Raw genomic sequence first — 24,182 nt, 5'->3', positions numbered from 1 at the left:
CGTACCCGTCACCGTGCCGTCGGCCGGTGACGGGGGTGCGACGTGGGCGGTCTCGAACTGATCGTGGTGCTGGGCGTCACGGTGCTGGTAGGCACGACCCTCGGCGGACGGTACAGCGTGGCGCCCCCGGTCCTGCTCATCACGATGGGCGCGCTGCTCGCGCTCCTGCCGCCGCTGTCCCACGTGGTGCTGGAGCCCGACGTGGTGCTGCTGCTGTTCCTGCCGGCGATCCTCTACAAGGAGAGCATCACCACCAGCCTGCGCGAGATCCGCACGAACCTGCTCGCGATCGCGTTGCTCGCGGTGGGGCTGGTGGTGGCGACGATGGTCGCGGTGTCGCTCGTCGTGCAGCGGTTCGGCGTGGACCCGGCCGCCGCCTGGGTGCTCGGCGCGGTGCTCGCGCCGACCGACGCGGCGGCGGTCGCCGGCCTGGCCAAGCGGATGCCACGCCGGATCCTGACCACCCTGCACGCGGAGAGCCTGATCAACGACGGCACCGCGCTGGTGCTCTTCTCCGTCGGGTTGGGCCTGATCGTGGGCGGCACCGAGCCGGGATTGCTCGGGCTGACCGAGCGGTTCGTCCTCGCGTCGACCGGTGGCATCGCCGCCGGCCTGCTGGTCGGCTGGGCGGTGATCCTGCTCCGGCGGCGGCTCGACGACCCGCTGCGCGAGGGCGCGCTGAGCGTCCTCACGCCGTTCGTCGCGTTCCTCCTCGCCGAGCTCGTGCACGCCAGTGGCGTCCTGGCGGTGGTGGTCGCGGGCCTCGTGCTGGCGTACGCCGCCCCCCGGGTCATCCGGGCCCGCTCCCGGGTGCTGGCGTACGGCTTCTGGGACCTCGCCACGTTCCTGATCAACGGCGGACTCTTCGTGCTCCTGGGGATGCAGATCCCGCGCGCCCTGCGCGACGTGACCAGCCTGTCGGTGATGCGGGCGCTGGTCATCGCGGTGGTGGTGACAGGCGTGGTCGTGCTGACCCGGATGGTGTGGGTCCACCTGGCGGCGTTCGCCTTTCTCGTCGTCGATCGCCGGGCGGCGGAGCAGGACGAGCGGGTCGACTGGCGGGTGCGCACGGCGGCCGGGTGGGCGGGGTTCCGGGGCGCGGTCTCCCTCGCGGCCGCCCTCGCGGTGCCGGTGACCACGCCCGCCGGCACCCGTGTGCACGAGCGTGACCTGATCATCTTCACCACCGCCGTGGTCATCCTGCTGACGATGCTGATCCAGGGCACCACGCTGCCCGCCGTCGTCGGGTGGGCGGGTCTGGTCGGCGACACCCGGCGGGTCGGCGAGCTGCGGCTGGCCCGGATGCGGGCCACCGAGGCCGCGCTGGCGGTGCTCCCCGAGGTCGCGGACCGGCTCGGCGCGGCGCCGGACGCGGTCGACCGGATCCGGGCGGACTACGAGCAGCACCTCGACGACGTCCGCTCCACCGACGAGGAGAGCCGGTCGGCGGAGCAGGCCCGGGACCTCGACCGGCGACTGCGGCTGGCCGTGCTCGAACACAAGCGGCGCGAGATCACCAGGCTGCGGGACACGAACGAGATCGACGACATCGTCCTGCGGGAGCTGCAGGCCGTCCTCGACATCGAGGAGATTCGCCTGCTGGGCCCGGAGGTCAACGAGTAGCCGTGGCCGCCCGTCGCGCCGGCCGTGCGTGCGGGCGGGCCGGGCGTGCGTGCGGGCCGGGCGTGCGGGCCTGCCGGGTGTGCGGGGCGCGCGGGCCTGCCGGGTGTGCGGGGCGCGCGGGCGTGCCGGGCGTGTGGGCCCGCGGGCCGCGCCGTCGTGCCGGCACGCAGCCGACCGCTGAGCGGATCCCGTTGCCGGTAACTCACCGTGACGATGCTCGCTAAGGGCCGCTAATGTCACGCACGGTAGTCGAATTTGCCTGGCTTCCAAGCGTGAGCGGCCTCGTTTCAGCGCTTAGTCAGGCTGACCAGCGGTTTCTTCTCGCGATCGCCGAGCCGGCCGAATGCCCTCACGCCCCCTTTGCTCTGCAGCCGCCGACGCACCAGCCACCGTCCGTAGCTGGTGCGTGGATGGCTGCAGAGCAAAGGGGCCGAGGCGGGTGCCCGGTGGCGACGGCGTGACACCCCTGACGATCACCGAAAGTAACGACGGTGGGCGGCTGCGGACGGCAGGGCTGTGAAAGCAGGGCCACGAGCAGCCAGGCAGCCACACCGCCCAGCCGCCAGGCCGCCGCACGCCAGGCCGCCAGGCCGCCAGCGGCAGGATTCCCTGCGGTTCGACGGCCTCCCGGCCCGTGGCCGCCGGGAGGACCGCCGTGGTCAGGTGCGGCGCAGGATGCGGTACGTGGCGACGCCTCCCGTGCCGAGCGCGGCGAGGAAGACCAGCCAGACCACCGTGCTGCTGACCCCGATCGGCGGGCCGGAGTTGGCGGAGGCGGCGGCGAGCAGGCCGTCGTCGCCGGGGGCGGGCAGGGCGGCCGGCGGCAGTTCCGGCCAGCGCACCAGCCCGGTGCTCTCCAGCATCTGCATGTGGTGCAGGACGAACCGGTTGGCGTCGTCGGCGAGCTTGCGGATCACCGGATCGCGGGTGCTGGCGCGGACCGCCCCGATGACCGGGAAGATCTTGCCGTGGGCGACCCGGAGCCGGGTGACGAAGATCTGGTCGAAGCGGGCGCCGGAGGCGTTCTGCATCTCCGTCAGCCAGCCCTTCTGCTCGGCCGTCGGGTCGCTCGGGATGCTCGCTCCGAGCTTGTTGGCCGCCTCGACCGTGAGCCGGTCCAGTTCCTCGTGCTCGGTGGCGATGCCGGCGCCGATCTCGCGCACCTTCGCGCTCTGCCCCTTGTCGGCGGCCAGCTGCCCGGCCGGCATCTCCCAGAGACCGGCCAGGCGTACCCCGTTGAGCAGGGCGGCGTCGGCCGCGTTGAGCTGTTGACCGCCCGGCGCGGCGACGGCCACGCCGGGCAGCACCCCGAGCCCGGCGGCGATCGTGACGAGCAGCGCCGCCAGGCGACTGCTGCGGTGTCCCTGTCGGCGACGGGCGGATCTGAGCGGTGTCATGTCCGTGCTGTCTCCTCGGTCCGGTCCGAAACGAGTCCGGGCCGGGCGACGCCTCCGCCTTCGCCCGTCCGCGCACTGGTACGGACGGACCGACCGATCGGTTCACCGGACCGGCCCACCGGCTCCGGCACCCGTTCACCATTCGTCGGCACGGCACGGCACGGCACGGCACGGCACGGCACGGCACGGCACGGCACGGCACCGCACGGGACGGGGCAGGTGGCGGGGCGGGCGGGGCGGGGCCGGTCAGCCGACGTCGAGGGGGTCCGCCAGCAGGCGCTCGAAGGCCAGTTCGGCGGCGCCGATCAGCGCCGCGTCGTCGCCGAGTTTCGGGGTGCGCAGCCGGACGTGCTCCAGGCAGGCCGGCAGGGCCATCGAGTTGAGCCGGCTGCGCACCTGTGCCGCTGCCGCGAGGTAGAGGTCCCGCATGCCGCCGCCGAAGATGACCATCTCCGGGTTGAAGATGTTCACCAGGTTGGCCACCCCGAAGCCGAGCCAGTCGCCGGCCTGGCGTACCGCCGTCTGCGCCCGCAGGTCGCCCCGGTCGGCGGCGTCGAAGACGGCTAGCAGCGCGTCGCGGCCCCGCGCGTCGGAGCGGCCGGCCGCGCGCAGCAGCGCGTGCTCGCCGATCTCGGTCTCCCAGCAGCCCCGGGAGCCGCACTCGCAGGGCGCGCCGTCGCGGACGACCACCATGTGGCCGACCTCGCCGCCGTAGCCGCCGTGCCCGGTCAGCCGCCGCCCACCGGCGATGATGCCGGCGCCGACGCCCACGTCCCCGTACAGGTAGATGACGTTGTCACAGCCGGCCGCCGCGCCCCGGGCGTGCTCGGCGAAGGCCGCCACGTCGGCCACGTTGCCGACCGTGACCGGCACGTCGCAGCCCAGCTCGGCGCCGAGCGCCGCGCCGATCGGCTCGTCCACCCATCCGGTGGTCGGGCCCAGCCGGACCAGCCCGTCGTCGCGGCGGACCATGCCGCACACCGCGACGCCCGCGCCGACGCAGACGGCGTCCGCCGGCGCGCTCTGCTGCATGTCCTTGACCGCCCCGGCCAGCAGCGGGGCGGCCTCCGCGGCGGTCAGACCCCGGGGGCGGTCCAGCTCCCGGCGGTCGAGCACCGCGCCGCCGAGACCGATCCGCGCGGCGCGCAGCCGGTCCACCTCGATGCTGTACGCGTACGCGTGCACCCGGTCCGACTCGGGCCGGACGACCAGCGACGGTCGCCCGGCCCGACCGGTCTCCTTCGGCGTCCCCTCGCTGACCAGCCCGGCGCCGGCCAGGTCGGCGGTCAGCGCGCCGATGGTGCTGCGGTTGAGCCCCAGCGTGGTGGTGAGCTCGGCACGGGTGGTGGCCCCGTGCACGTGCACGTACCGCAGCAACGCGCCCAGGTTCTGCCGGCGGATCTCGTCCTGGCTCGGTCCTGCGCGCATCGCCGTCGTCACTTCCGGTGCCGCGCGGTCAGCGGTTGCCGGTGGCGGTGGAACGCCGGCGGGAGAACGCGTCCACGCTCGCGGCGAGCAGCAGCACCACGCCGGTGACCACGTACTTCACCCCCGAGCTGTATCCCATCAGGCCCATCCCGTTGTCGATGACCGCGACGACCGCGCCACCGAGGACGGCGTCCAGCACCCGGCCCTTGCCGCCGAAGAGGCTGGTGCCTCCGATGACGGCCGCGCCGACCGCGTAGAGCAGTACATCACTGCCGCCTGTGTTGGGGTCCACCGAGTTGGCCCGGCTGGCGGCGACGATGCCGCCGACGGCCGCCATCGAGGAGCAGATCACGAAGACCGAGATGCGGATGCGGTCCACGTTGATGCCGGCGCGGCGCGCCGCCTCCTTGTTGCCGCCCACCGCGTAGACGTGCCGGCCGTAGCTGGTGCGCTGGAGCACGAAGGTCCAGAAGACCAGCAGCACCGCGATGATCGGCACCACGATCGGCACGCCCTTGAGCGAGCTGATCACGACGTTGCGGCTGCGCTCCAGGTTGAGGATGAAGACCGCGACGCCGAGGACGAGCGCCAGCCCGCCGATGCGGGCGAAGACCACCGCGATCGGGTCGGTGACCAGACCCCGGGCGACCCGCGTACGGTGCCGGAGCAGTTGCACGGCCGCGTAGCCGGCGACCGCCACCGCGGCCAGCAGCCAGCCCAGGACGGGCGGGAGGTTGCGGTTGGCGATGGCCACCAGCACCTCGTCGCGCACCGAGATGTTGGCGCCCTCCTCCATCAGCATCAGCACGATGCCCTGGAAGGCGAGGAACCCGGCGAGGGTCACCACGAACGACGGGATGCCGATCTTCGCGACGAGGAAGCCGAGGGTGGTGCCGATCGCCACGCCGGTGACGATCGCGGCGATCACGGCCACGTACCACGGGTAGCCGAGCACGGTGACCACGTTGGCGAGGATGGCGGCGCAGACGCCGCTGGCGAAGCCGGCGGAGAGGTCGATCTCGCCGAGCAGCAGGACGAAGACCAGCCCCATGGCGATCAGCGTGACCGCGGCGCCCTGGGTGAACAGGTTGGCGAAGTTGCCGGCGCTGAGGAACGTCGGCTGCATGATCGAGAAGACCGTGCAGAGCACGACCAGGCCGAGTACGGCGGGCAGCGCCCCGATGTCGCCGCCACGGACCCGACCGACGTAGTTGCGGACGTGGCTGGCGAGGGTGGCCGGCGGTGTGACGGCCGCCGGGCCGTCCTTGTGCACGACGGTGGTGGTCATCGGACGCCTCCTGAGTTGCTGCCGGCCGGCCCTGCGCCGTTCCCGTTGCCGCCGTTGGTCGGCTCGGCGGCGAGCCCGAGCCCGCCGGAGCGACCGGCGGTGATCAGCTCGACCACCTGCGAGTGGGTGATGTCGGTGGTCTTCACCTGGGCGACCATCTGGCCGAGGTAGAGCGCGGCGATCCGGTCGGAGACGGCGAAGACGTCGTTCATGTTGTGCGAGATGAGCACCACGGCGAGGCCGTTGTCGGCGAGCCGGCGGACCAGTTCGAGCACCTGGGCGGTCTGCGCGACGCCCAGCGCGGCGGTCGGCTCGTCGAGGATGACGAGCTTGCTGTTCCAGAGCACGGCCTTGGCGATCGCGACGGTCTGGCGCTGGCCGCCGGAGAGGCTGGAGACGTGCTGCCGCAGCGACTTCACGGTCCGTACGCTGAGCCCGGCGAGGGTGTCGGCGGCCATCTGCTCCATGGTCGGCTCGTCGAGCACGATGCCGCTGCGCTTCTCCCGGCCGAGGAACATGTTCTGCACGATGTCGAGGTTGTCGCAGAGCGCGAGGTCCTGGTAGACGACCTCGATGCCGAGCGCGGCGGCGTCGCGGGGGCTGTTGATGGTCACCGGTCGGCCGTCGAAGCGGAACTCGCCGGCGTCGGTGGGGTGGATGCCGCTGATGCACTTGACGAGGGTCGACTTGCCGGCGCCGTTGTCGCCGACCAGCGCGGTCACCTCGCCCGGGTGGGCGGTGAAGGCGACGTCGCGCAGGACCTGGACGGGACCGAAGCTCTTGTCGATCCCGCGTAGTTCCAGCAGGGGGGTTGCGGACACGGGGGCTCCTTCAGGTGGAGGGGAGGTCTCGGATCCCGTCCGGCGCGAACCGCCGCCCGGCACAGGGTCCGTGCCGGGCGGCGTGCGCGTGGAATCGGGTACGGGTCAGCTGATGCCGGCGTCGGCGCAGAGCTTGGCGTACGCCCCGGCGCAGACCTCGTCCTTGGTGACGAAGCCGTCGGCGATGACGTCCTTGACGTTCTCCTTGAAGATCAGCTTCGGGGTCAGCAGGACCGACGGGACGTCCCGGCCGCCCTCCGGGTCCTTGACCGTCTGGCCGGTCTCCTTCTTCTCACCCTTGGCGACCGCGATGGCCAGGTCCGAGGCGGCCTTAGCCTCCTCCTTGATCGCCTTGTAGACGGTCATGCACTGGTCGCCGGAGAGGATGTTCTGCAGGCCCTGCGGGGTGGCGTCCTGGCCGGTCACCGGGACCTTGCCGTTGAGCTTGTTCTTCTTCAGCACCGAGATGGCCGCGTTGCCGAGGCCGTCGTTGGCGGCGAGCACGCCGTCGATCTTGCCCCGCTGCTGGGTCAGCATCTGCTCGAAGATCGTGGCCGCCTGGGTGTTGTCCCACTCCGGCACGTTCTGGTCCGGGCCCTTGGTGTACTCCTTCGAGTCGAACTTCGGCTTGAGCACCGAGTCGTACCCGTTCTTGAACAGGGTGGCGTTGTTGTCGGTGGGGGAGCCGTTGAGGTACGCCACCACCGGGTTCTTGGCGCCCTTGTCGGTCAGGCACTTGCTCAGGCCCTCGCCCTGGAGCTTGCCGACGACCTCGTTGTCGAAGCTGACGTAGTAGGTGGCCGAGCCGCCCAGCGTGAGCCGGTCGTAGTCGATGGTCGCCACGCCCTGGGACTTCGCCTTGTCGAGGACGGCCTTGCCGGTGCCGGAGTCCAGGTTGACGATCATCAGGGCGGTCACGCCGTTGGTGATCATCTGGTCGGCGATGGTCTGGAACGCCGTCTTGTCGCCCTGGGCGTTCTGGATGTCGAAGTCGACGCCGGCCGCCTGGAACGCCTCCGTCAGGAACTTTCGGTCCGCGCCCTCCCAGCGGGCGGAGGACTTGCTGTCCGGAAGGATCACGCCGATCTTCGGCTTCTTCTCGGTGGAGCCGCCGGCATCGGAACCGGAGTCGTCGCCGCAGGCGGTCAGGCCGCCGGCGGCCAGCAGGCCCACGGCGGCGAAGGTGAGGAAGCCCTTGCGCATCAGCAGGGTCCTTTCGGGGGTGGGGGATGATGTTGGTTTGTTGTGTCCGGCAACGTATTCCGGTTCGCGCCGTGGGCACAAGAGCGCCGAGGTGGCGAGTTTGTTGTCGGCAGTAACAATTCAGCAACGTCCCTGACACCCGGCCGTCGTCCACCGGGGAGCGCTCTCTCGGGGCTGACGGGAGCGGTGCAGCTCAGCGGGCCGACAGCGGGGCCGTGACCGCCCCGGTGAGGGCGACGAGATCCTGCGGGTCGAGCTGGAGCTGAAGCCCGCGCCGGCCCGCCGAGACGTAGACGGTGGGATGGTCGAGCGCCGACGAGTCGAGCACCGTGGGCAGCCGCCGGCGCTGGCCGAGCGGGCTGATCCCGCCGCGCACGTAGCCGGTGGCCCGTTCGGCGACCGCCCGGTCGGCCATGGCGGCCCGCTTGCCGCCGACCGCCGCCGCGAGCGCCTTGAGGTCCAGCTCGCCGGTGACCGGCACGACCGCCACCGTCAGCGCGCCGTCGACCTCGGCGACCAGCGACTTGAAGACCCGCTCCGGCGGCACCCCCAGGGCCGCCGCGACCAGCGCGCCGTAGTGGGGCGCGTCCGGGGAGACGTCGTACGGATGGGTGCTGTGGGCGATCTTCCGCTTGGTCAGCAGCGCGGTCGCCGGAGTGCCCTGTCCCGCCATGACGGTCAAGCTAACCCGGCCCCGTACGACCCGCGAGCCGAAAAGGCCGGACGCCCTCGCGCGCTACCCGACCGGCCGGCAGACCAGCACCGTCGGCGCCCCGGCGACCCGGGTCAGCACCAGGCTGGCCGCCTCGCCCCCGGTCAGCCGCAGGTCCCGGCGGAGCTTCTCCGGCTCCAGGGCGGACCCGCGCTTGAGGATCTCCACCCGCCCGACCCGGCGCTCCCGCAGCAGCGCCCGCAGCCGCTTGAGCGAGAACGGCAGCACGTCGGTGACCTCCAGGCAGCGGGCGAACGGCGTCGGCGTCGGCGCGTCCGCGTAGAGGTAGGCGATGCTCGGGTCGGCCAGCGTCGCGCCCAGCGTCTCGGCCAGCTCCGCGACCAGGTGCGCGCGGACCACCGCCGGGTCGGGGTCGTACAGGAAGCGGCGCGCCGGGCCGACCGGTGCTTCGGCGTCCCCGGAGCCCGTCAACTGCCAGCAGGGGACCCTTCCGCTGCCGGAGGCGTCGACAGGGGGCCCTTCCTTGCCGTGCAGCCGGGTGGCGCGGCGGGGGACCTGCGCCAGCTCGCCGCACCACAGGGCCGCCTCGACCAGGTCGCCGTCGACGCTCACCCACTCCGCCTCGGCGCTCGCCGGGACCAGCGCGTGGTCGATGCCGGGCGCCACCTTCACGACGGTGTGCGGCACCCGCTCCGCCAGCCCGACGACGAAGTCCCAGGGCGGCGAGTAGGCGTTCGGGTCGAAGATCCGCCGCCCGGTGCCCGCCTTCCGGCGCGCCGGGTCGCAGAACACCCCGTCGACCCGGTCCACGTCGAACGCCGTGGCGTCGCCACACTCCACCGTGAACAGCTCGGCCAGCCCGGCCGCCTCGGCGTTCGCGGCGGCCATCGCGGCGGTCAGCGGGTCGGCCTCCACGCCGTACACCCGGATGCCGGCGCGGGCGGCGGCGAGCGCGTCCGCGCCGAGGCCGCAGCCGAGGTCGGCGAGGACGCGCACCCCGGCGGCCCGCAGCCGCTCGGCCCGCCGTGCCGCGACGACGCCCCGCGTGGCCTGCTCCAGCCCGGCCCGGGTGAGGAACATCCCGGCCGCCGCCGGCCCGAACTTGCCGACTGCCCGGCGGCGCAGCTCGGCCTGGGTGAGGGCGGCCGACGCCAGGTCGGCCGGCAGCCCCGTAGAGCGGAGCGCGGCCGCCGCGGTCAGCGGATCACCGCCGGCCACCCGCGCGGCGGCGGCGAGCGCGGCCGACCCCTCGGGCGTACGCAGGGCGGCGAGTTGGTCGAGATCCACCCGTTCATTGTGGTCGGCGGACCCGACGCGCCGGCCGGCGGGTTGGCACTCTCCTTGACGGAGTGCTAGCCGAGGAATAACCTGCGATTAGCACTCTCACCCCGAGGGTGCCAGCTTCCGGGCCCCATGGTCCGGCTGCTGAACGCCAGGCGGACCGGCACCCGCGACGACGGCCCCGCCCGGTGGCATGTGGCAGATTGACGCTGGTCGGCATGCCGGCCGGTAACGAAACCAAGTACCCGGGAGGGTATGCCCGTGACTACCGCGACCAAGGTTGCGATCAAGCCGCTCGAGGACCGCATCGTGGTCCAGGCGAACGAGGCCGAGACCACCACCGCCTCCGGCATCGTGATCCCCGACACCGCCAAGGAGAAGCCGCAGGAGGGCACCGTCCTCGCTGTCGGCCCGGGCCGGATCGACGACAAGGGCAACCGCGTGCCGGTCGACGTGAAGGTCGGCGACACCGTCCTCTACTCGAAGTACGGCGGCACCGAGGTCAAGTACGCCGGCGAGGAGTACCTGGTGCTCTCCGCCCGCGACGTCCTCGCGGTCATCGAGAAGTAAGCAACCGATCAGTGTCGTCGCCCCGGTCCGGCTCGCCGGGCCGGGGCGACGTCGCTTCGAAGGGACATTCATGGCGAAGATCCTGAGCTTCTCGGACGACGCCCGGCACCTGCTCGAGCACGGTGTCAACGCCCTCGCGGACGCGGTCAAGGTCACCCTCGGCCCGCGCGGGCGCAACGTCGTCCTGGACAAGAAGTTCGGTGTGCCCACGATCACCAACGACGGCGTGACCATCGCCAAGGAGATCGAGCTCACCAACCCCTACGAGAACCTCGGTGCGCAGCTGGTCAAGGAGGTGGCGACCAAGACCAACGACGTCGCCGGCGACGGGACCACCACCGCCACCGTGCTGGCCCAGGCGATGGTCCGCGAGGGCCTGCGCAACGTCACGGCCGGCGCCAACCCGGCCGGCCTCAAGCGGGGCATCGACGCGGCGGCCGCCAAGGTCTCCGAGGCGCTGCTCGGCCGCGCGGTCGAGGTCGCCGACAAGAAGTCGATCGCGCACGTCGCGACGATCTCCGCGCAGGACGCCACGATCGGCGAGCTGATCGCCGAGGCGATGGAGAGGGTCGGCCGCGACGGTGTCATCACCGTCGAGGAGGGCTCCGCCCTGCACACCGAGCTGGACGTGACCGAGGGTCTCCAGTTCGACAAGGGCTTCATCTCGCCCAACTTCGTCACCGACATGGAGTCGCAGGAGTCGGTCCTGGAGGACCCGTACATCCTGATCACGACCCAGAAGATCTCGGCGATCGAGGAGCTGCTGCCGCTGCTGGAGAAGGTCCTCCAGAACAGCAAGCCGCTGCTGATCATCGCCGAGGACGTCGACGGCCAGGCGCTGTCGACGCTGGTGGTCAACTCGATCCGCAAGACCCTCAAGGTCTGCGCGGTCAAGGCCCCCGGCTTCGGTGACCGGCGCAAGGCGATGCTCCAGGACATGGCGATCCTCACCGGCGCCGAGCTGGTCGCGCCCGAGCTGGGCTACAAGCTCGACCAGGTGGGCCTGGAGGTGCTCGGCACCGCCCGGCGCGTGGTGGTCGACAAGGAGAACACGACGGTCGTCGACGGCGGCGGCAAGTCGAGCGAGGTCGCCGACCGGGTCGCGCAGATCCGCAAGGAGATCGAGGCCTCGGACTCCGACTGGGACCGGGAGAAGCTCGCCGAGCGGCTGGCCAAGCTGTCCGGCGGCATCGCGGTCATCAAGGTCGGCGCCGCGACCGAGGTCGAGATGAAGGAGCGCAAGCACCGCATCGAGGACGCGATCGCCGCCACCAAGGCCGCGGTCGAGGAGGGCACCGTCCCCGGCGGCGGCGCCGCCCTGGTGCAGATCCTGCCGGCGCTCGACGACGACCTCGGCTTCACCGGGGACGAGAAGGTCGGCGTCTCGATCGTGCGCAAGTCGCTGGTCGAGCCGCTGCGCTGGATCGCCCAGAACGCCGGCCACGACGGCTACGTCGTGGTGCAGAAGGTCGCCGGCAAGGAGTGGGGCCACGGCCTCGACGCCGCCACCGGCGAGTACGTCGACCTGGCGAAGTCCGGCATCGTCGACCCGGTGAAGGTGACCCGCAACGCGGTCACCAACGCGGCGTCGATCGCCGGCCTGCTGCTCACCACGGAGAGCCTCGTGGTGGAGAAGCCGGAGAAGGCCGAGCCGGCCGCCGCCGGTGGGCACGGCCACAGCCACGGCCACGGCCACCAGCACGGCCCGGGCTTCTGACCCTCGCCGTACGCCCAGTCGGGGCGCACCGTCCGTGTGGCGGTGCGCCCCGACGCCTTTCAGCGGGCCGGGGGCGTGACCGTCGGCCGGCCGGTGCCTCGTGAACCCGGGCGGGAACGCCGCGACGCCGCGTCCCCGGGCGGGGACGCGGCGTCGGCGTGGTCTCTAGGAGGTTGCGCGCTCAGGCGATCTTGCGCTGGGCGGGGACGGTCGACCGGTGCGGCTGGCCCAGGCGGGCCTCCAGCCGGGCCACGTCGACCCGGCTCTGCCGGCGGTCGGCCAGGTCCTCCCAGCCGACGGCGAGCAGCCGCAGCCGCTCCGACTCGCTGAAGCCGCCCCAGACGCCGTACGGCTCGCGTACGGCGAGGGCGTGGGCGGCGCACTCGGCCCGTACCGGGCAGGCGCGGCAGACGGCCTTCGCGCCGGATTCCCGGCGCAGGCGGGACGAGCCACGCTCGCCGTCCGGGTGGAAGAACTGCGCGCTGTCCCGGCCCCGGCAGGCACCGAGCCGCTGCCAGTCCCAGAGGTCGACGATGGGTCCGGGCAGTCTGCGTACGTTCGACATCAGCACCCCTCCTCCCGCGCGGCACCGCGCAGATCCTGGTGAATCGGCGTCCGGGCGACGGTCCGCGCAGGCGCGCCGTTTCCGGCCTGGGACCTCCGTACCCGGGCCGTCGCCGGCTCACACACCTGTGATCGAAAACTTCCGGCAACTAGCGGCATATGCCCCACTTGTCGGAAAAGTTCGGAGGATTGCCCGAACCCCCTCGCGACCCGACCCGGTCATGGTCTGCTTCTGGACGGAGAGGAGACCACTGTGCGTACGGTTCTCGTGTGCGTTCGGACACCGCTCGCGGCGCAGCATCTGGCGTCCGCGGCGGCACGGCTCGGGCTGTCCGCCGTGGTGCGGACGGCCGTCTCCGATCCCGAGGTGATGTTGCGGCTGGCCGAGCGCCCGGCCGACGTGGTGCTCGCGGACACGGCCCTCACCCGGCCGGACAGCGCGGGCTTCGTCCGGCGGGTGCTCGCCCGCGCGCCGCAGGCCTCCGTGCTGCTGCTCGGCACGGAGGAGTCGGAGGCCGCCGCGGCCACCATCAGCGCGGGTGCCCGGGGCCTCATCCAGGGCGTCGACCAGGACCTGACCAGCGCGGTGGCCAAGGCCCTGCTGCTGCTCTCCTCGCCCGGCCGGGCAGCCCGACGCCCGGCCACCGACCCGGCCCGGGACACCGCGGCGGTCGGCGGTCCCGCCCGTACCGGCCCGGCCGGCCGGCCGCCGGCCGAACCGGGACCCGGCTGGCAGGCGACGGCCCCCGACGGCCCGGGCGGCACCCCGACGGTGGTGCCGTCGCAGCGCGGCGACGACCCGGCCGAGCCCGCCGACGAGCCGGTCGAGGCCACGCCCCCCGGTCGGCGGTCCGGGCCCGGCCCGCGCGGCGGCCGGTCCCAGGTCGGGCTCACCGAACGCGAACTCCAGGTGCTGCTGGGCATGGCGGAGGGCAAGAGCAACGCCGAGATCGGCCGGGAGTTGTTCGTCTCGGAGGACACCGTGAAGACCCACGCGCGGCGGCTGTTCCGCAAGCTCGGCGCGCGGGACCGCGCGCACGCGGTGGCGGCCGGCTTCCGCGCCGGCCTGGTGGCCTGAACCGCACCCCCGGCCGCCCGGCCGCCCGGAAGGCCTCGGAGCGGGGGCCGGGGGCCTCGGGGCCTCGGGGCGTGGAGCCGGGCGGGCGGCCCGGGCCCCGCCGGTGCGGCCCCGGCCCGCCTCAGCGTTCGGCGTCGGGTTCCTCGTCGGCGCCCTCGGTCAGGGTGTCGTGCACCCCGTCGGCGTAGCCACGGGCGTAGTCCCAGGTGACGTAGTGGTCCGGGTCCGGGTCGTAGGCCGGCTCGTGCACCCGGGGACGCCCCGAGCTGAGCAGGTGGCGCAGATTGCCCCGCAGCAGGTCCCAGTCGAAGTAGTGCGGCTCCCGGCAGTCCTCGCACTCGATGACCAGCCCGCGCACCCCGATCGGCGCCAGCAGCGCCTGGTAGATCTCCAGGTCGGCGAGATCCTCCAGCACGTCCTGACGCTCGACGTCGGTCAGCGGGTCGAGCGGGGCGTCGTCGCCCGGATCGTGCAGGCCGGCGGCCGGATCTGCCGGGTCGCCGTTGAAGGGGTCGATGGGCTCGTCGTGCACCCCCTCACCGTAGACCCAACGCCAGGGCCGCGTCCGCCCCCGCCACCGGTGACCTGGGCTGCCACCGCCCGGGGACGGCCCGTGCCGGTGGGTACGATGGGACGACGCGCCCGTCACCCGGCGTGTGCCGGTGCCCGCCCGCGCCACCTCGCTGAAGCCCGTCCGAGCAGCTCAGGGGAGCAATCGTGGAATTTTCGCCCAGCACCGATCTACCGGCCGGCGCCGACAACGGCGAGCTGGGCGGCCACCTGCCGGAGCTGCCCGCCGGCTCCGCCCGGGTGGTCCCACTCGGGTTGACCTTCGACGACGTGCTGCTCCAGCCGGGCGAGTCGGACGTGGTGCCCAGCCGGGTCAACACGGTGACGAAGCTGACCCGCAACATCAGCCTGAGCATCCCGCTGCTCTCCAGCGCGATGGACACGGTGACCGAGGCCCGGATGGCGATCGCCATGGCCCGCCAGGGCGGCATCGGCGTGCTGCACCGCAACCTCTCCCTGGAGGACCAGGCGCTCCAGGTCGACCTGGTGAAGCGCTCCGAGTCCGGCATGATCACCAACCCGGTGACCGCCAGCCCCGACGACACCCTGCGCGACGTCGACGCCCTCTGCGGTCGCTACCGCATCTCCGGGGTGCCCGTCGTGGACGGCGAGGGCCAGCTCGTCGGCATCGTCACCAACCGCGACATGCGGTTCGTCTCCGACCCGGCCACCCCGGTCCACCAGATCATGACCCGCACCCCGCTGGTCACCGCCCCGGTCGGGGTGCGCAAGGAGGACGCGCTCGACCTGCTGCGCCAGCACAAGGTCGAGAAGCTGCCGATCGTCGACGACTCGGGCCGGCTGCGCGGCCTGATCACGGTCAAGGACTTCACCAAGAGCGAGCAGTACCCGAACGCCACCAAGGACGACGCCGGCCGGCTGCGGGTCGCCGCCGCCGTCGGGGTGGGCGACGACGCCTACAAGCGGGCGCGGGCGCTGGTGGACGCGGGCGTCGACGTGCTGATCGTGGACACCGCGCACGGCCACCAGCGGGCGGTGCTGGAGATGGTCGCCCAGCTCAAGAAGGACGTCACCATCGACATCGTCGGCGGCAACGTCGCCACCTACGCCGGCGCCCGGGCGCTGGTCGAGGCGGGCGCCGACGGCGTGAAGGTCGGCGTCGGGCCGGGCGCGATCTGCACCACCCGGATCGTCGCCGGGGTGGGCGTACCGCAGATCACCGCGATCATGGAGGCCGCGCGCGCCGCGCGGCCGGCCGGCGTCCCGGTCATCGGCGACGGCGGCATCCAATACTCGGGCGACATCGCCAAGGCGCTCGTCGCGGGCGCCGACACGGTGATGCTCGGCAGCCTGCTGGCCGGCTGCGAGGAGAGCCCCGGCGAGCTGATCTTCATCAACGGCAAGCAGTACAAGGCCTACCGGGGCATGGGCTCGCTCGGCGCGATGCAGTCCCGGGGCCAGGCCAAGTCCTACTCCAAGGACCGCTACTTCCAGCAGGACGTGCTCGCCGAGGACAAGCTGGTCCCCGAGGGCGTGGAGGGCCAGGTGCCCTACCGTGGCCCGCTGTCCGCGGTCGCCCACCAGCTCACCGGTGGGCTGCGCGCGGCGATGGGGTACGTCGGCGCGGAGAGCATCCCCGAGCTGCACCGCCGCGGTCAGCTCATCCGGATCACCGCGGCGGGGCTCAAGGAGAGCCACCCGCACGACATCCAGATGACGGTCGAGGCGCCCAACTACCACTCCCGCTGACCATCCCCCATCCCCCCTGCGACAACTGGAGTCCCCCATGCGTGACGTGGTCGAGATCGGGCTGGGCAAGACCGCGCAGCGCGGCTACCACCTGGACGACATCGCCATCGTGCCGAGCCGCCGGACCCGGGACGTCGACGACGTCTCCACCGCCTGGCAGCTCGACGCGTACCAGTTCGGCATCCCCTGCGTCGGGCACCCGTCGGACGCGACGATGAGCCCGGCCTCCGCCGTCCGGCTCGGTCAGCTCGGCGGCCTCGGCGTGCTCAACGTCGAGGGCCTGTGGACCCGCTACGAGAACCCGACCAAGGTCCTGGAGGAGCTGTCCGGGCTCGACGAGGACGCCCGCACCACGAAGCGGCTCCAGGAGGTCTACGCGGAGCCGATCCGCCCCGACCTGATCGCCGAGCGGGTCCGCGAGCTGCGCGCCGGCGGCGGCACGGTGGCGGTGCGGGTCTCCCCGCAGCACACCCTGGCGCTGGCCCCGGTGATCCTCGACGCCGGCGTCGACATCCTCGTCATCCAGGGCACCATCGTCTCCGCCGAGCACGTCTCGACCACCGACGAGCCGCTCAACCTCAAGGAGTTCATCGCCGACCTGGACCTCCCGGTCGTCGTCGGCGGCTGCACCGACTACAAGACCGCGCTGCACCTGATGCGTACGGGCGCGGCCGGCGTCATCGTCGGCATCGGCGGCGACGAGTGGTCCACCACCGAGTCGGTGCTGGGCATCCGGGTGCCGATGGCGACCGCGATCGCCGACGCGGCGGCGGCCCGCCGGGACTACCTCGACGAGACCGGCGGCCGGTACGTGCACCTGATCGCCGACGGCGACATCGAGACCTCGGGCGACATCGCCAAGGCGCTCGGCTGCGGCGCCGACGCGGTGATGCTCGGCGAGCCGCTGTCGCTCTGCGCCGAGGCGCCGGCCGGTGGCGCCTGGTGGCACTCCGCCGCCAGCCACCCGTCGCTGCCCCGGGGCGCCTTCGAGACCGCCGGCGAGCCGCTCGGCTCGATGGAGCAGCTGCTCTTCGGCCCGGCCGACGAGCCGGACGGCCAGCTCAACCTCTTCGGTGGCCTGCGCCGCGCGATGGCCAAGTGCGGCTACCGCGACCTGAAGGAGTTCCAGAAGGTCGGCCTGGTCCTCGACCGCTGACCTGCGCAAGCAGCACCACCCGCACCGGCCGCGCCGATAGGCTCGGCCGGTGCGTCGTACCCGCCGTCGGATCCGCCCCGCGCTCGCCGTCGCCGTCGTCGCGGCCCTGGTGTCCCCGGCCTGCACGAGCGGCGACGAGCGGGGCGGCTTCCGGCCCGGGGCGACCGACCTCGGCGACCCGTACGTGCCGGGGGCCGGCAACGGCGGCTACGACGTGGCGGGCTACCGGCTCGCCGTGCGCTACGACCCGGCGACCGACCGGCTCGCCGGGCGGGCCGCGCTGACGGCCACCGCGACCACCGGGCTGTCCCGGTTCAACCTGGACCTCGCCGGGCTGGACGTGTCGCGGGTGGCCGTCGACGGCCACCCGGCCGGGTCCGCCCGCGACGGCGACGAGTTGGTGGTCACCCCGCGCGACGGCCTTCCCCGGGGCGCCCGGTTCGTCGTCGAGGTGGACTACTCCGGCGTGCCGGCGGCCAAGGCCGACGGGCAGCTCGGCAGCGGCGGCTTCCTGCACACCGACGACGGCGCGATCGCCCTCGGCCAGCCCTGGTCGGCGGCCACCTGGTTCCCGGTCAACGACCACCCGTCCGACAAGGCCACGTACGACATCGAGGTGACCGTCCCGGACGGGCTGGCCGCGCTGAGCAACGGGGTGCCGGGGGAGAAGACCAGCGCCGGCGGCTGGACCACCTGGCGCTGGGCCGAGCGGTCGCCGATGGCCAGTTACCTGACGACCCTGGTGATCGGCGACTACCGGGTGCGCAGCGGCACGCACGCCGGCAGGCCGATGGTCACAGCGGTGCCGGCGAGCCTGCCGGAGAACGGGCCGGAGGCCGCCTCGCTGGCCCGCACCGGCGAGATCGCCGACTTCCTGGCCAGCCGCTTCGGGCCGTACCCGTTCGACTCCTACGGCGGTGTCGTGGTCACCGACGCCCGGATCGGCTACGCGCTGGAGACCCAGTCCCGACCGGTCTACGGGCCGGGCTTCTTCCGTGGCGGGCGACCCAACCCGGGGGTGGTCGCGCACGAGCTGGCCCACCAGTGGTTCGGCAACAGCGTGGCGCTGAGCCGGTGGAGCGACATCTGGCTCAACGAGGGCTTCGCCAGCTACGCGGAGTGGCTGTGGGAGGAGCACGACGGCGGTCGTACCGCGCAGCGCAACTTCGAGCTGGAGTACGCCGCGACCGACTGGTCCCGGCCGTCCGTCGACCCCGGACGGTCCCGGTTGTTCGGTGCGGCCGTCTACAAGCGTGGCGCGCTCGCCGTGCACGCGTTGCGCCGCACGGTCGGCGACGAGGCGTTCTTCCGCGTCCTGCGGACCTGGACGGCCGAGCGGCGCGACGGCAACGCCACCACCGACGACCTGATCGCCCTGGCCGAGCGGGTCGCCGGCAAGCCCCTGCGCCCGTTCTTCGACGCCTGGCTCGTCGGCGGGAGCGCCCCCGCACTGCCCTGACGCGGCTCGCGTCGGCGATCGGTAGGCTGCGGCCGGACCCGGCGCGGCACCGCCTGCCCGCCCGCCCCCGTGCGGCGGGGCTGGCGGCACCGACCGGCGCGGGTCCACCACGCTCGCCGGTGGGGCAGCCGGCGACGCAGGGAGGAGAAGAGGCGATGACGCTGTCGCGGCGGACGCTGTGCGCGGGCACCGGCCTGCTACTGGCCGGGATGCTGGGGCTGGCCGGCTGCGGGTCGGCCGAGGAACCGGTTCCGGCCCCGAGCACCGCCGCGCCGGCCGCGCCGCGCCAGTTCCTCCTCGGCGCGGCCGGCGTCGGCGACGCCTACTTCCCGACCTACGGCAACGGCGGGTACGACGTCAGCCGCTACACGGTCAAGGTGCGCTACGACCCGGCGGAGGACCGGTTGACCGGAACCACCACCGTGCAGGCGGCGGCGACCGGCGACCTGTCCGCGTTCAACCTGGACCTGGCCGGGCTGACCGTGCGGTCCGTGACGGTGGACGGGGCCCCGGCGAAGCACGGCCGCAAGGGCGACGAGCTGGTGGTGACTCCGGCCCGTGGCCTGATCGCCGGCAACGGCTTCGTCGTCGAGGTCGCGTACGACGGCAAGCCGGAGCCCCTGCGCAACGAGGTCCTCGGCAGCGGCGGCTTCCTGCACACCGACGAGGGGGCGATCGCGCTCGGCCAGCCCGAGTCGGCGAGCACGTGGTTCCCCGTCAACGACCATCCCTCGGACAAGGCCACCTACGACTTCGAGATCACCGTGCCGAAGGGGCTTACGGCGGTCAGCAACGGTGTGCCGGCGGGAAAGAGCACGACCGGCGACTGGACCACCTGGAAGTGGGCGGAGCGCAGCCCGATGGCGAGCTACCTGAGCACCGTGGTCATCGGGAAGTTCCGGATCACCGAGGGCGAGCACAAGGGACGGCCGGTGTTCCACGCGGTCACCACCGACCTGCCCTCGGGCGCGGCGGACCGGTCGATCGCCGACACGGTCAAGGTGACCGACTACCTGGAGAGCGTCTTCGGGCCGTACCCGTTCGAGGCGTACGGCGGTGTGGTGATCTCCGACGCCCGGATCCGGTACGCCCTGGAGACGCAGAGCCGCCCGGTCTACTCCGCGAGCTTCTTCTCCCGCGGCGAGAACACGGCCGTGGTCGCCCACGAGATGGCGCACCAGTGGTTCGGCAACAGCGTGTCGCTGGCGAGGTGGCAGGACATCTGGCTCAACGAGGGCCTGGCCACGTACGCCGAGTGGCTGTGGGCCGAGCACGACGGCGGGCGCACCGCCCAGCAGGAGTTCGACGCCCGGTACGCGGGCTCCTCGGGCCAGGTGTGGCGGACGCCGCCGGGCGAGCCGGGGGTGGCGAACCTGTTCAGCGAGTCGGTCTACCAGCGTGGCGGGATGACCGTGCACGCGCTGCGGGTGGCCGTCGGCGACAAGGCGTTCTTCGAGATCCTCAAGACCTGGGCGGCGCAGAAGCGCGACGCGAACGCGACCACGGCCGAGTTCGTCGCGCTGGCCGAGCGGGTCTCGGGCAAGCAGCTCGACGACCTCTTCGAGGCGTGGCTGTACGGCAAGCAGCGGCCGGACCGTCCCGAGCGGGTGTGACGACGCTCAGCGCGTGACGCGCAGCTTCGGGTTGGCGGCGAGGTAGGCGTCGGCCCGGCCGGCGCGCAGCTCGGTGAGGAACTTCCGCCCGGTCTGCGTGAGCTCCTCGCCCCGGTAGGCGCTGCCCCTGCCGACGCCCGCGCCGGGCAGGTCGACCAGCACGAACCTCTCCGGCGTGAGCCCGCCGAGGGCGTACGCGACGTCCACGACGCGCGGCCCGCCCGCGTAGACCAGGGTGTCGCCGAGCGCGTCGACCACCTGCTGGACGCGCTCCGGCTGCCGGGCCAGGTCCTCGCCGAGGATCTTCGTGGCCAGCGCCTTGACCAGCTGCTGCTGGTGGCGCTGCCGGGCGTAGCCGCCGCCGGTGACGTAGCGCTGCCGGGCGTAGTCCAGCGCCTGCCAGCCGGTGAGGTGCCGCTCGCCCTTCTCGTAGACCATCTGCGGCCCGGTGTAGCCGCCACCGCCCGGCGCGGGCTCCCGGTGCCGGCCGTCGGGGCGGCGGTGCAGCGAGACCACCCGCTGGTCGACGTAGAGGTCCACCCCGCCGAGGCTGTCCACCAGCCGGTCGAAGCCGTTGAAGGTGAGCACCGCGCCGGCGTCGAAGCGCAGCCCCGTGTAGCCGCTGACCGTGCTGCGCAGCAGCTCGTACCCCTGGGCGGTGCTCGGCTGCTTCGGTCTGCCGGGCACCCGGCTGCCGTAGCTCATCGCGTGGGTGAGCTTGGTCCTGCCGCCGCGGTAGCCGGCCTTCGGGAAGGCCGGGATGTCGACCAGCAGGTCGCGGGGGAGGGAGAAGAGGTACGCCCGGTCGAGTCCCTTCGCCACGTGCAGCACCAGCACGGCGTCACCGTGCGGCTCCCAGCCCGGCACGCTGACCCGGGTGTCCACCCCGACGAGCAGGAGGTTGAGCGGGCCGGTGATGCCGGCGCCCGGCGTCGCGGTCGGGCTCGGGCTCGGGGTGGGGCTCGCCTGCGGCGTCCCGGTGGCGCCCGTCGGCCCGATCGCGCGCCGCGGCCCGTCGTCGCGGACGAGCCGGGTGACCACGAGGGCGCCCACGGCCACCAGGACCACGACCGCCAGGGCGGCCAGCCCCAGCACCCATCGCGGGCGTGGCGCCCCTGTCCGCTGAGTCATGCGACACCCCCGGTGATGACAACGCCTCGACGGGGGCGCCGAGTTGTGGGCGGGCGCCTCCGGGATCGTGGACCGGAGCATGATCCCGCGAAATCGGGCGCTGGCGCGATGGCTACCGAGCGGTAATGATGCGGTCATGCGGTACGACGTGCTCGTCATCGGGTCCGGCTTCGGCGGCAGCGTCACCGCGCTCCGGCTGGCCGAGAAGGGCTACTCGGTCGGGGTGCTGGAGGCCGGGCGTCGCTTCGCCGACGACGAGTTCCCGCAGACCTCCTGGCGGCTGCGGCGCTTCCTGTGGGCGCCCCGCCTCGGCTGCTACGGCCTCCAGCGGCTCACCCTGCTGCGCCCGGCCGACCGGAAGGCCGGCGGCGGCGTCCTGGTGCTCTCCGGCGCCGGGGTCGGCGGTGGCTCACTGGTCTACGCCAACACCCTCTACGAGCCGCTGGACGCCTTCTACACGGACCCGCAGTGGCGGGACGTCACCGACTGGCACGACGAGCTGGCCGGCCACTACGACCAGGCGAAGCGGATGCTCGGCGCCACCACGTACCCGCTCGTCACCCGCGCGGACCGGGCGATGCGGGCGGTGGCCGACCGGATGGGGGTGGGGCACACCCACCACGCCACCCCGGTCGGCGTGTTCATCGGCCGCCCCGGCCAGCGGGCCACCGACCCCTACTTCGGTGGCGCCGGGCCGGAGCGCACCGGCTGCACGCACTGCGGCGCGTGCATGACCGGCTGCCGGCAGGGTGCGAAGAACACGCTGGTCAAGAACTACCTCTGGCTGGCTGAGCGACTCGGCGCGCGGGTGCACCCGCTGACGACGGTCACGGCCGTCCGCCCGGCCGGCGACGGCGGATACGCGGTGCACACGGTGCGCACGGGGGCCTGGCTGCGCGCGCGGCGGCAGGTGATCCACGCCGACCAGGTGGTCTTCGCGGCCGGCGCGCTCGGCACCCAGGGGCTGCTGCACGCGATGAAGGCGGAGGGTGCCCTGCCCGCGCTCTCGCCCCGCCTCGGCGAGCTGACCCGGACCAACTCGGAGGCGATCCTCGGCGCCTCGGTGCCCCGCCGGCAGGCCCGCGCCCAGGGGCTCGACTTCACCGAGGGGGTGGCGATCACCAGCTCGTTCCACCCCGACCCGCAGACCCACGTCGAGCCGGTCCGCTACGGCCGGGGCTCGAACGCGATGGGCCTGCTCCAGTCGCTGCTGGTCGACGGCGGGCCGCGCCGGGTCCGCCGCTGGCTGGGGATCCTGCTGCGCCAGCCCGGCACGGCGGCCCGGCTGCTGTCGGTGCGTGGCTGGTCGGAGCGGACGGTGATCGCCCTGGTCATGCAGTCGGTGGACAACTCGCTGACCACCCGGCTGCGGCGCGGCCCGTTCGGCCGGCACCTGGTCTCCGGGCCGGGCCACGGCGCGCCCAACCCGACCTGGATCCCGGCCGGCAACCAGGCGGCCCGCCTGCTGGCCGAGGAGATCGGCGGTACGCCCGGCGGCGCCCTGACCGAGCCGTTCGACATCCCGATGACCGCCCACATCCTCGGCGGAGCGGTGATCGGCGCCACCCCGGCCGACGGCGTGATCGACCCGTGGCACCGGGTGTTCGGCCACCCGGGGCTGCACGTGGTCGACGGCGCGGCGGTCTCGGCGAACCTCGGGGTGAACCCGTCGCTGACCATCACCGCCCAGGCGGAACGCGCGATGTCCTTCTGGCCCAACAGGGGCGACGCGGACCCGAGGCCGCCGCTGGGTGAGCCGTACCGCCGGCTGGAGCCGGTGCCACCGCGCCTCCCGGCGGTGCCGGCCGACGCCCCCGGTGCCCTGCGCAGCTGACCAGGGCCCAGTGGTCACCTTGTCCAGCCTGACGGCTCCGGCCCGCGTCGCTCCGTCCAGGCGACCAGGACCGCGTGCGGGAGGGTCAGCGCGGCCAGCACGGCGAACGTCGCGGGCAGCGGGTCCGACCGGTGGCCGGGCCAGGCGACCAGGGCGATCAGCGCGGCGACGGCCACCGCCGTGGGAGCTGCCGCCTGCCGGGCGAAGCGCCGCAGCGGCGGCCCGACCCGTCCGGCCGCCAGGTCGGCCGTGTTACGCGGGTCGTGCCGCAGCAACCGGGCGACGTGGCGGCAGGAGTGCCAGGCCGCGAAGTACGCCCCCACGGCCAGGGCCGGCGGCACGGTGCCGAACAGCCCGGCGAGGAGGACGGGTTCGACGGCGTCGCGGGCGCGTCCGGCGCGGGCGTACCGGATCGCGGTGACCGCGACCGCGCCCAGCACGGTGGCCAGCGCCAGCGCCCGCACCTCGACGGTGAGCAGCGCCGGTGCCCGAGGTGCCACTGCCGCCAGCAACGGGTCGACCTGGTCCCGCCACAGCGCCAACGGGACGACCACCGGCGGTCCCCCGTGCGCGAGCACGGCGGTCACCCTCGCCCGGACCGGCCGGCGGTCCCGCTCGGCGTGGAACGCCACGTCGGCGGTGCCGAAGTGGACGACCGACACGAGGAGGAAACCGACCAGCGCCAGGTCCGGCGCGGCCAGGAAGGCCGCCAGCCCGGCGCCGGCCACGGCGGTGTAGACCACCAGCAGCGCCACGCGCGCCGCCAGCGGCCGGGCGCGCTCCGACAGTCGAGCGGGCACGAGATGGTCGACCGCGCCGTGCGGCAGCCCGAGGAGCAGTCCCGCGACCAGGAAGGCCGGCGAGCCGCCCGGCCCGGCGGCGTCGATCAGCGGCGACATCGCCAGCAGCCCGCCGAGCGCGAGCTGCGAGGCGGTCCCGGCGCGCCGCAGCAGCCGGTCCGGCCGCCCCGGGCCCTCCGCCGCGCCGGTTGTCGTGCCCGCCGGCGGTCGTCGGGTCCGGGCGGGCGCCCGGTCGTCCGACGCCGGCACCCGGGAGCCGGCTCCGG

The 24,182-nt window shown here is 73.5% G+C and carries 20 protein-coding genes; 9 read left to right on the top strand and 11 right to left on the bottom strand.

What is annotated here, in order from left to right; genetic code table 11:
* Nucleotides 1-42 precede the first annotated feature (42 nt).
* Nucleotides 43-1,623, top strand: coding sequence for a Na+/H+ antiporter (locus tag ACLQ20_RS05480; RefSeq protein WP_151455733.1), 1,581 nt, complete (start codon nucleotides 43-45; stop codon nucleotides 1,621-1,623).
* Nucleotides 1,624-2,282: 659 nt separating this feature from the next.
* Here the strand turns inward: ACLQ20_RS05480 and ACLQ20_RS05475 are convergent.
* From ACLQ20_RS05475 to ACLQ20_RS05445, 7 genes are all read right to left on the bottom strand, one after another.
* Nucleotides 2,283-3,020 (bottom strand): DUF4142 domain-containing protein, encoded by a 738-nt coding sequence (locus tag ACLQ20_RS05475; protein WP_132230952.1) that lies wholly within the window; start codon nucleotides 3,018-3,020, stop codon nucleotides 2,283-2,285.
* A gap of 246 nt (nucleotides 3,021-3,266) precedes the next feature.
* Entirely contained in the window at nucleotides 3,267-4,448 is a 1,182-nt protein-coding gene (locus ACLQ20_RS05470) for an ROK family protein (RefSeq protein ID WP_151456649.1), read from the bottom strand.
* A 28-nt stretch (nucleotides 4,449-4,476) separates the two neighbouring features.
* Complete coding sequence (locus ACLQ20_RS05465) at nucleotides 4,477-5,736, bottom strand: sugar ABC transporter permease (protein ID WP_151456650.1); 1,260 nt, start codon at nucleotides 5,734-5,736, stop codon at nucleotides 4,477-4,479.
* Complete coding sequence (locus ACLQ20_RS05460) at nucleotides 5,733-6,557, bottom strand: ATP-binding cassette domain-containing protein (RefSeq protein WP_151456651.1); 825 nt, start codon at nucleotides 6,555-6,557, stop codon at nucleotides 5,733-5,735. The genes ACLQ20_RS05465 and ACLQ20_RS05460 overlap by 4 nt, the downstream gene beginning before the upstream one ends.
* 105 nt (nucleotides 6,558-6,662) lie before the next feature.
* Nucleotides 6,663-7,760 carry a sugar ABC transporter substrate-binding protein gene (locus tag ACLQ20_RS05455; RefSeq protein WP_151456652.1) on the bottom strand — a complete coding sequence of 366 codons (1,098 nt, stop codon included), beginning with the start codon at nucleotides 7,758-7,760 and terminating at the stop codon, nucleotides 6,663-6,665.
* A gap of 193 nt (nucleotides 7,761-7,953) precedes the next feature.
* Nucleotides 7,954-8,433: a Cys-tRNA(Pro) deacylase gene (ybaK, locus tag ACLQ20_RS05450; RefSeq protein ID WP_327029568.1), complete on the bottom strand. Its 480-nt coding sequence runs from the start codon at nucleotides 8,431-8,433 to the stop codon at nucleotides 7,954-7,956.
* A 63-nt stretch (nucleotides 8,434-8,496) separates the two neighbouring features.
* The gene (locus tag ACLQ20_RS05445) at nucleotides 8,497-9,720 is read right to left on the bottom strand and encodes a THUMP-like domain-containing protein (RefSeq protein WP_151456654.1); all 1,224 of its coding nucleotides are present in this window, start codon (nucleotides 9,718-9,720) and stop codon (nucleotides 8,497-8,499) included.
* Nucleotides 9,721-9,969: 249 nt separating this feature from the next.
* Between ACLQ20_RS05445 and groES the strand changes: the two genes are divergently transcribed.
* Nucleotides 9,970-10,284, top strand: a complete 315-nt coding sequence (gene groES / locus ACLQ20_RS05440; protein WP_088998427.1) for a co-chaperone GroES — start codon at nucleotides 9,970-9,972, stop codon at nucleotides 10,282-10,284.
* Nucleotides 10,285-10,354: 70 nt separating this feature from the next.
* Nucleotides 10,355-12,001: a chaperonin GroEL gene (gene groL / locus ACLQ20_RS05435; protein ID WP_151456655.1), complete on the top strand. Its 1,647-nt coding sequence runs from the start codon at nucleotides 10,355-10,357 to the stop codon at nucleotides 11,999-12,001.
* Between the two features lie 181 nt (nucleotides 12,002-12,182).
* Here groL and ACLQ20_RS05430 read toward each other — a convergent pair whose 3' ends face one another.
* On the bottom strand, nucleotides 12,183-12,566 hold the full coding sequence (locus ACLQ20_RS05430) for a WhiB family transcriptional regulator (RefSeq protein ID WP_089003203.1): 384 nt from the start codon (nucleotides 12,564-12,566) through the stop codon (nucleotides 12,183-12,185).
* Nucleotides 12,567-12,818: 252 nt separating this feature from the next.
* Here ACLQ20_RS05430 and ACLQ20_RS05425 point away from each other — a divergent pair, with 252 nt between their 5' ends.
* On the top strand, nucleotides 12,819-13,643 hold the full coding sequence (locus ACLQ20_RS05425; protein ID WP_425854415.1) for a LuxR C-terminal-related transcriptional regulator: 825 nt from the start codon (nucleotides 12,819-12,821) through the stop codon (nucleotides 13,641-13,643).
* Nucleotides 13,644-13,764: 121 nt separating this feature from the next.
* Here the strand turns inward: ACLQ20_RS05425 and ACLQ20_RS05420 are convergent, their stop codons facing one another.
* Complete coding sequence (locus tag ACLQ20_RS05420; protein ID WP_132230961.1) at nucleotides 13,765-14,175, bottom strand: DUF5319 domain-containing protein; 411 nt, start codon at nucleotides 14,173-14,175, stop codon at nucleotides 13,765-13,767.
* A 185-nt stretch (nucleotides 14,176-14,360) separates the two neighbouring features.
* On the opposite strand from ACLQ20_RS05420, the gene guaB reads away from it, so the two are divergent.
* The 4 genes from guaB (at nucleotide 14,361) to ACLQ20_RS05400 (ending at nucleotide 20,151) form a co-directional block, all read left to right on the top strand.
* The gene (gene guaB / locus ACLQ20_RS05415) at nucleotides 14,361-15,923 is read left to right on the top strand and encodes an IMP dehydrogenase (RefSeq protein ID WP_327029566.1); all 1,563 of its coding nucleotides are present in this window, start codon (nucleotides 14,361-14,363) and stop codon (nucleotides 15,921-15,923) included.
* Nucleotides 15,924-15,960: 37 nt separating this feature from the next.
* A complete protein-coding gene (locus ACLQ20_RS05410; RefSeq protein ID WP_327029565.1) occupies nucleotides 15,961-17,079 on the top strand; it encodes a GuaB3 family IMP dehydrogenase-related protein in 1,119 nt (372 codons plus the stop codon).
* A 49-nt stretch (nucleotides 17,080-17,128) separates the two neighbouring features.
* Complete coding sequence (locus tag ACLQ20_RS05405) at nucleotides 17,129-18,538, top strand: M1 family metallopeptidase (RefSeq protein WP_425854414.1); 1,410 nt, start codon at nucleotides 17,129-17,131, stop codon at nucleotides 18,536-18,538.
* 155 nt (nucleotides 18,539-18,693) lie between these two features.
* On the top strand, nucleotides 18,694-20,151 hold the full coding sequence (locus tag ACLQ20_RS05400) for a M1 family metallopeptidase (protein ID WP_151456088.1): 1,458 nt from the start codon (nucleotides 18,694-18,696) through the stop codon (nucleotides 20,149-20,151).
* Nucleotides 20,152-20,157: 6 nt separating this feature from the next.
* Here ACLQ20_RS05400 and ACLQ20_RS05395 read toward each other — a convergent pair whose 3' ends face one another.
* Nucleotides 20,158-21,282, bottom strand: coding sequence for an LCP family protein (locus tag ACLQ20_RS05395; protein ID WP_425854411.1), 1,125 nt, complete (start codon nucleotides 21,280-21,282; stop codon nucleotides 20,158-20,160).
* 136 nt (nucleotides 21,283-21,418) lie between these two features.
* Between ACLQ20_RS05395 and ACLQ20_RS05390 the strand changes: the two genes are divergently transcribed.
* Nucleotides 21,419-23,116, top strand: a complete 1,698-nt coding sequence (locus ACLQ20_RS05390) for an FAD-dependent oxidoreductase (protein WP_425854410.1) — start codon at nucleotides 21,419-21,421, stop codon at nucleotides 23,114-23,116.
* 14 nt (nucleotides 23,117-23,130) lie between these two features.
* Here ACLQ20_RS05390 and ACLQ20_RS05385 read toward each other — a convergent pair whose 3' ends face one another.
* Complete coding sequence (locus ACLQ20_RS05385) at nucleotides 23,131-24,165, bottom strand: Brp/Blh family beta-carotene 15,15'-dioxygenase (protein WP_327029561.1); 1,035 nt, start codon at nucleotides 24,163-24,165, stop codon at nucleotides 23,131-23,133.
* Nucleotides 24,166-24,182: the final 17 nt, after the last annotated feature.

This window comes from Micromonospora sp. DT46, assembly GCF_049841735.1.
GTDB lineage: Bacteria > Actinomycetota > Actinomycetes > Mycobacteriales > Micromonosporaceae > Micromonospora > Micromonospora reichwaldensis.
The sequence above is the reverse complement of the archived record's forward strand: the minus strand, read 5'-3'. Positions and strand labels throughout refer to the sequence as shown.

Coding starts and splice junctions, on each gene's coding strand:
- ACLQ20_RS05475 (WP_132230952.1), bottom strand. CDS start 3,020: ATGACACCGCTCAGATCCGCCCGTCGCCGACAGGGACACCGCAGCAGT.
- ACLQ20_RS05470 (WP_151456649.1), bottom strand. CDS start 4,448: ATGCGCGCAGGACCGAGCCAGGACGAGATCCGCCGGCAGAACCTGGGC.
- ACLQ20_RS05465 (WP_151456650.1), bottom strand. CDS start 5,736: ATGACCACCACCGTCGTGCACAAGGACGGCCCGGCGGCCGTCACACCG.
- ACLQ20_RS05455 (WP_151456652.1), bottom strand. CDS start 7,760: ATGCGCAAGGGCTTCCTCACCTTCGCCGCCGTGGGCCTGCTGGCCGCC.
- ybaK (WP_327029568.1), bottom strand. CDS start 8,433: ATGGCGGGACAGGGCACTCCGGCGACCGCGCTGCTGACCAAGCGGAAG.
- groES (WP_088998427.1), top strand. CDS start 9,970: ATGCCCGTGACTACCGCGACCAAGGTTGCGATCAAGCCGCTCGAGGAC.
- groL (WP_151456655.1), top strand. CDS start 10,355: ATGGCGAAGATCCTGAGCTTCTCGGACGACGCCCGGCACCTGCTCGAG.
- ACLQ20_RS05430 (WP_089003203.1), bottom strand. CDS start 12,566: ATGTCGAACGTACGCAGACTGCCCGGACCCATCGTCGACCTCTGGGAC.
- ACLQ20_RS05410 (WP_327029565.1), top strand. CDS start 15,961: ATGCGTGACGTGGTCGAGATCGGGCTGGGCAAGACCGCGCAGCGCGGC.
- ACLQ20_RS05400 (WP_151456088.1), top strand. CDS start 18,694: ATGACGCTGTCGCGGCGGACGCTGTGCGCGGGCACCGGCCTGCTACTG.
- ACLQ20_RS05395 (WP_425854411.1), bottom strand. CDS start 21,282: ATGACTCAGCGGACAGGGGCGCCACGCCCGCGATGGGTGCTGGGGCTG.
- ACLQ20_RS05390 (WP_425854410.1), top strand. CDS start 21,419: ATGCGGTACGACGTGCTCGTCATCGGGTCCGGCTTCGGCGGCAGCGTC.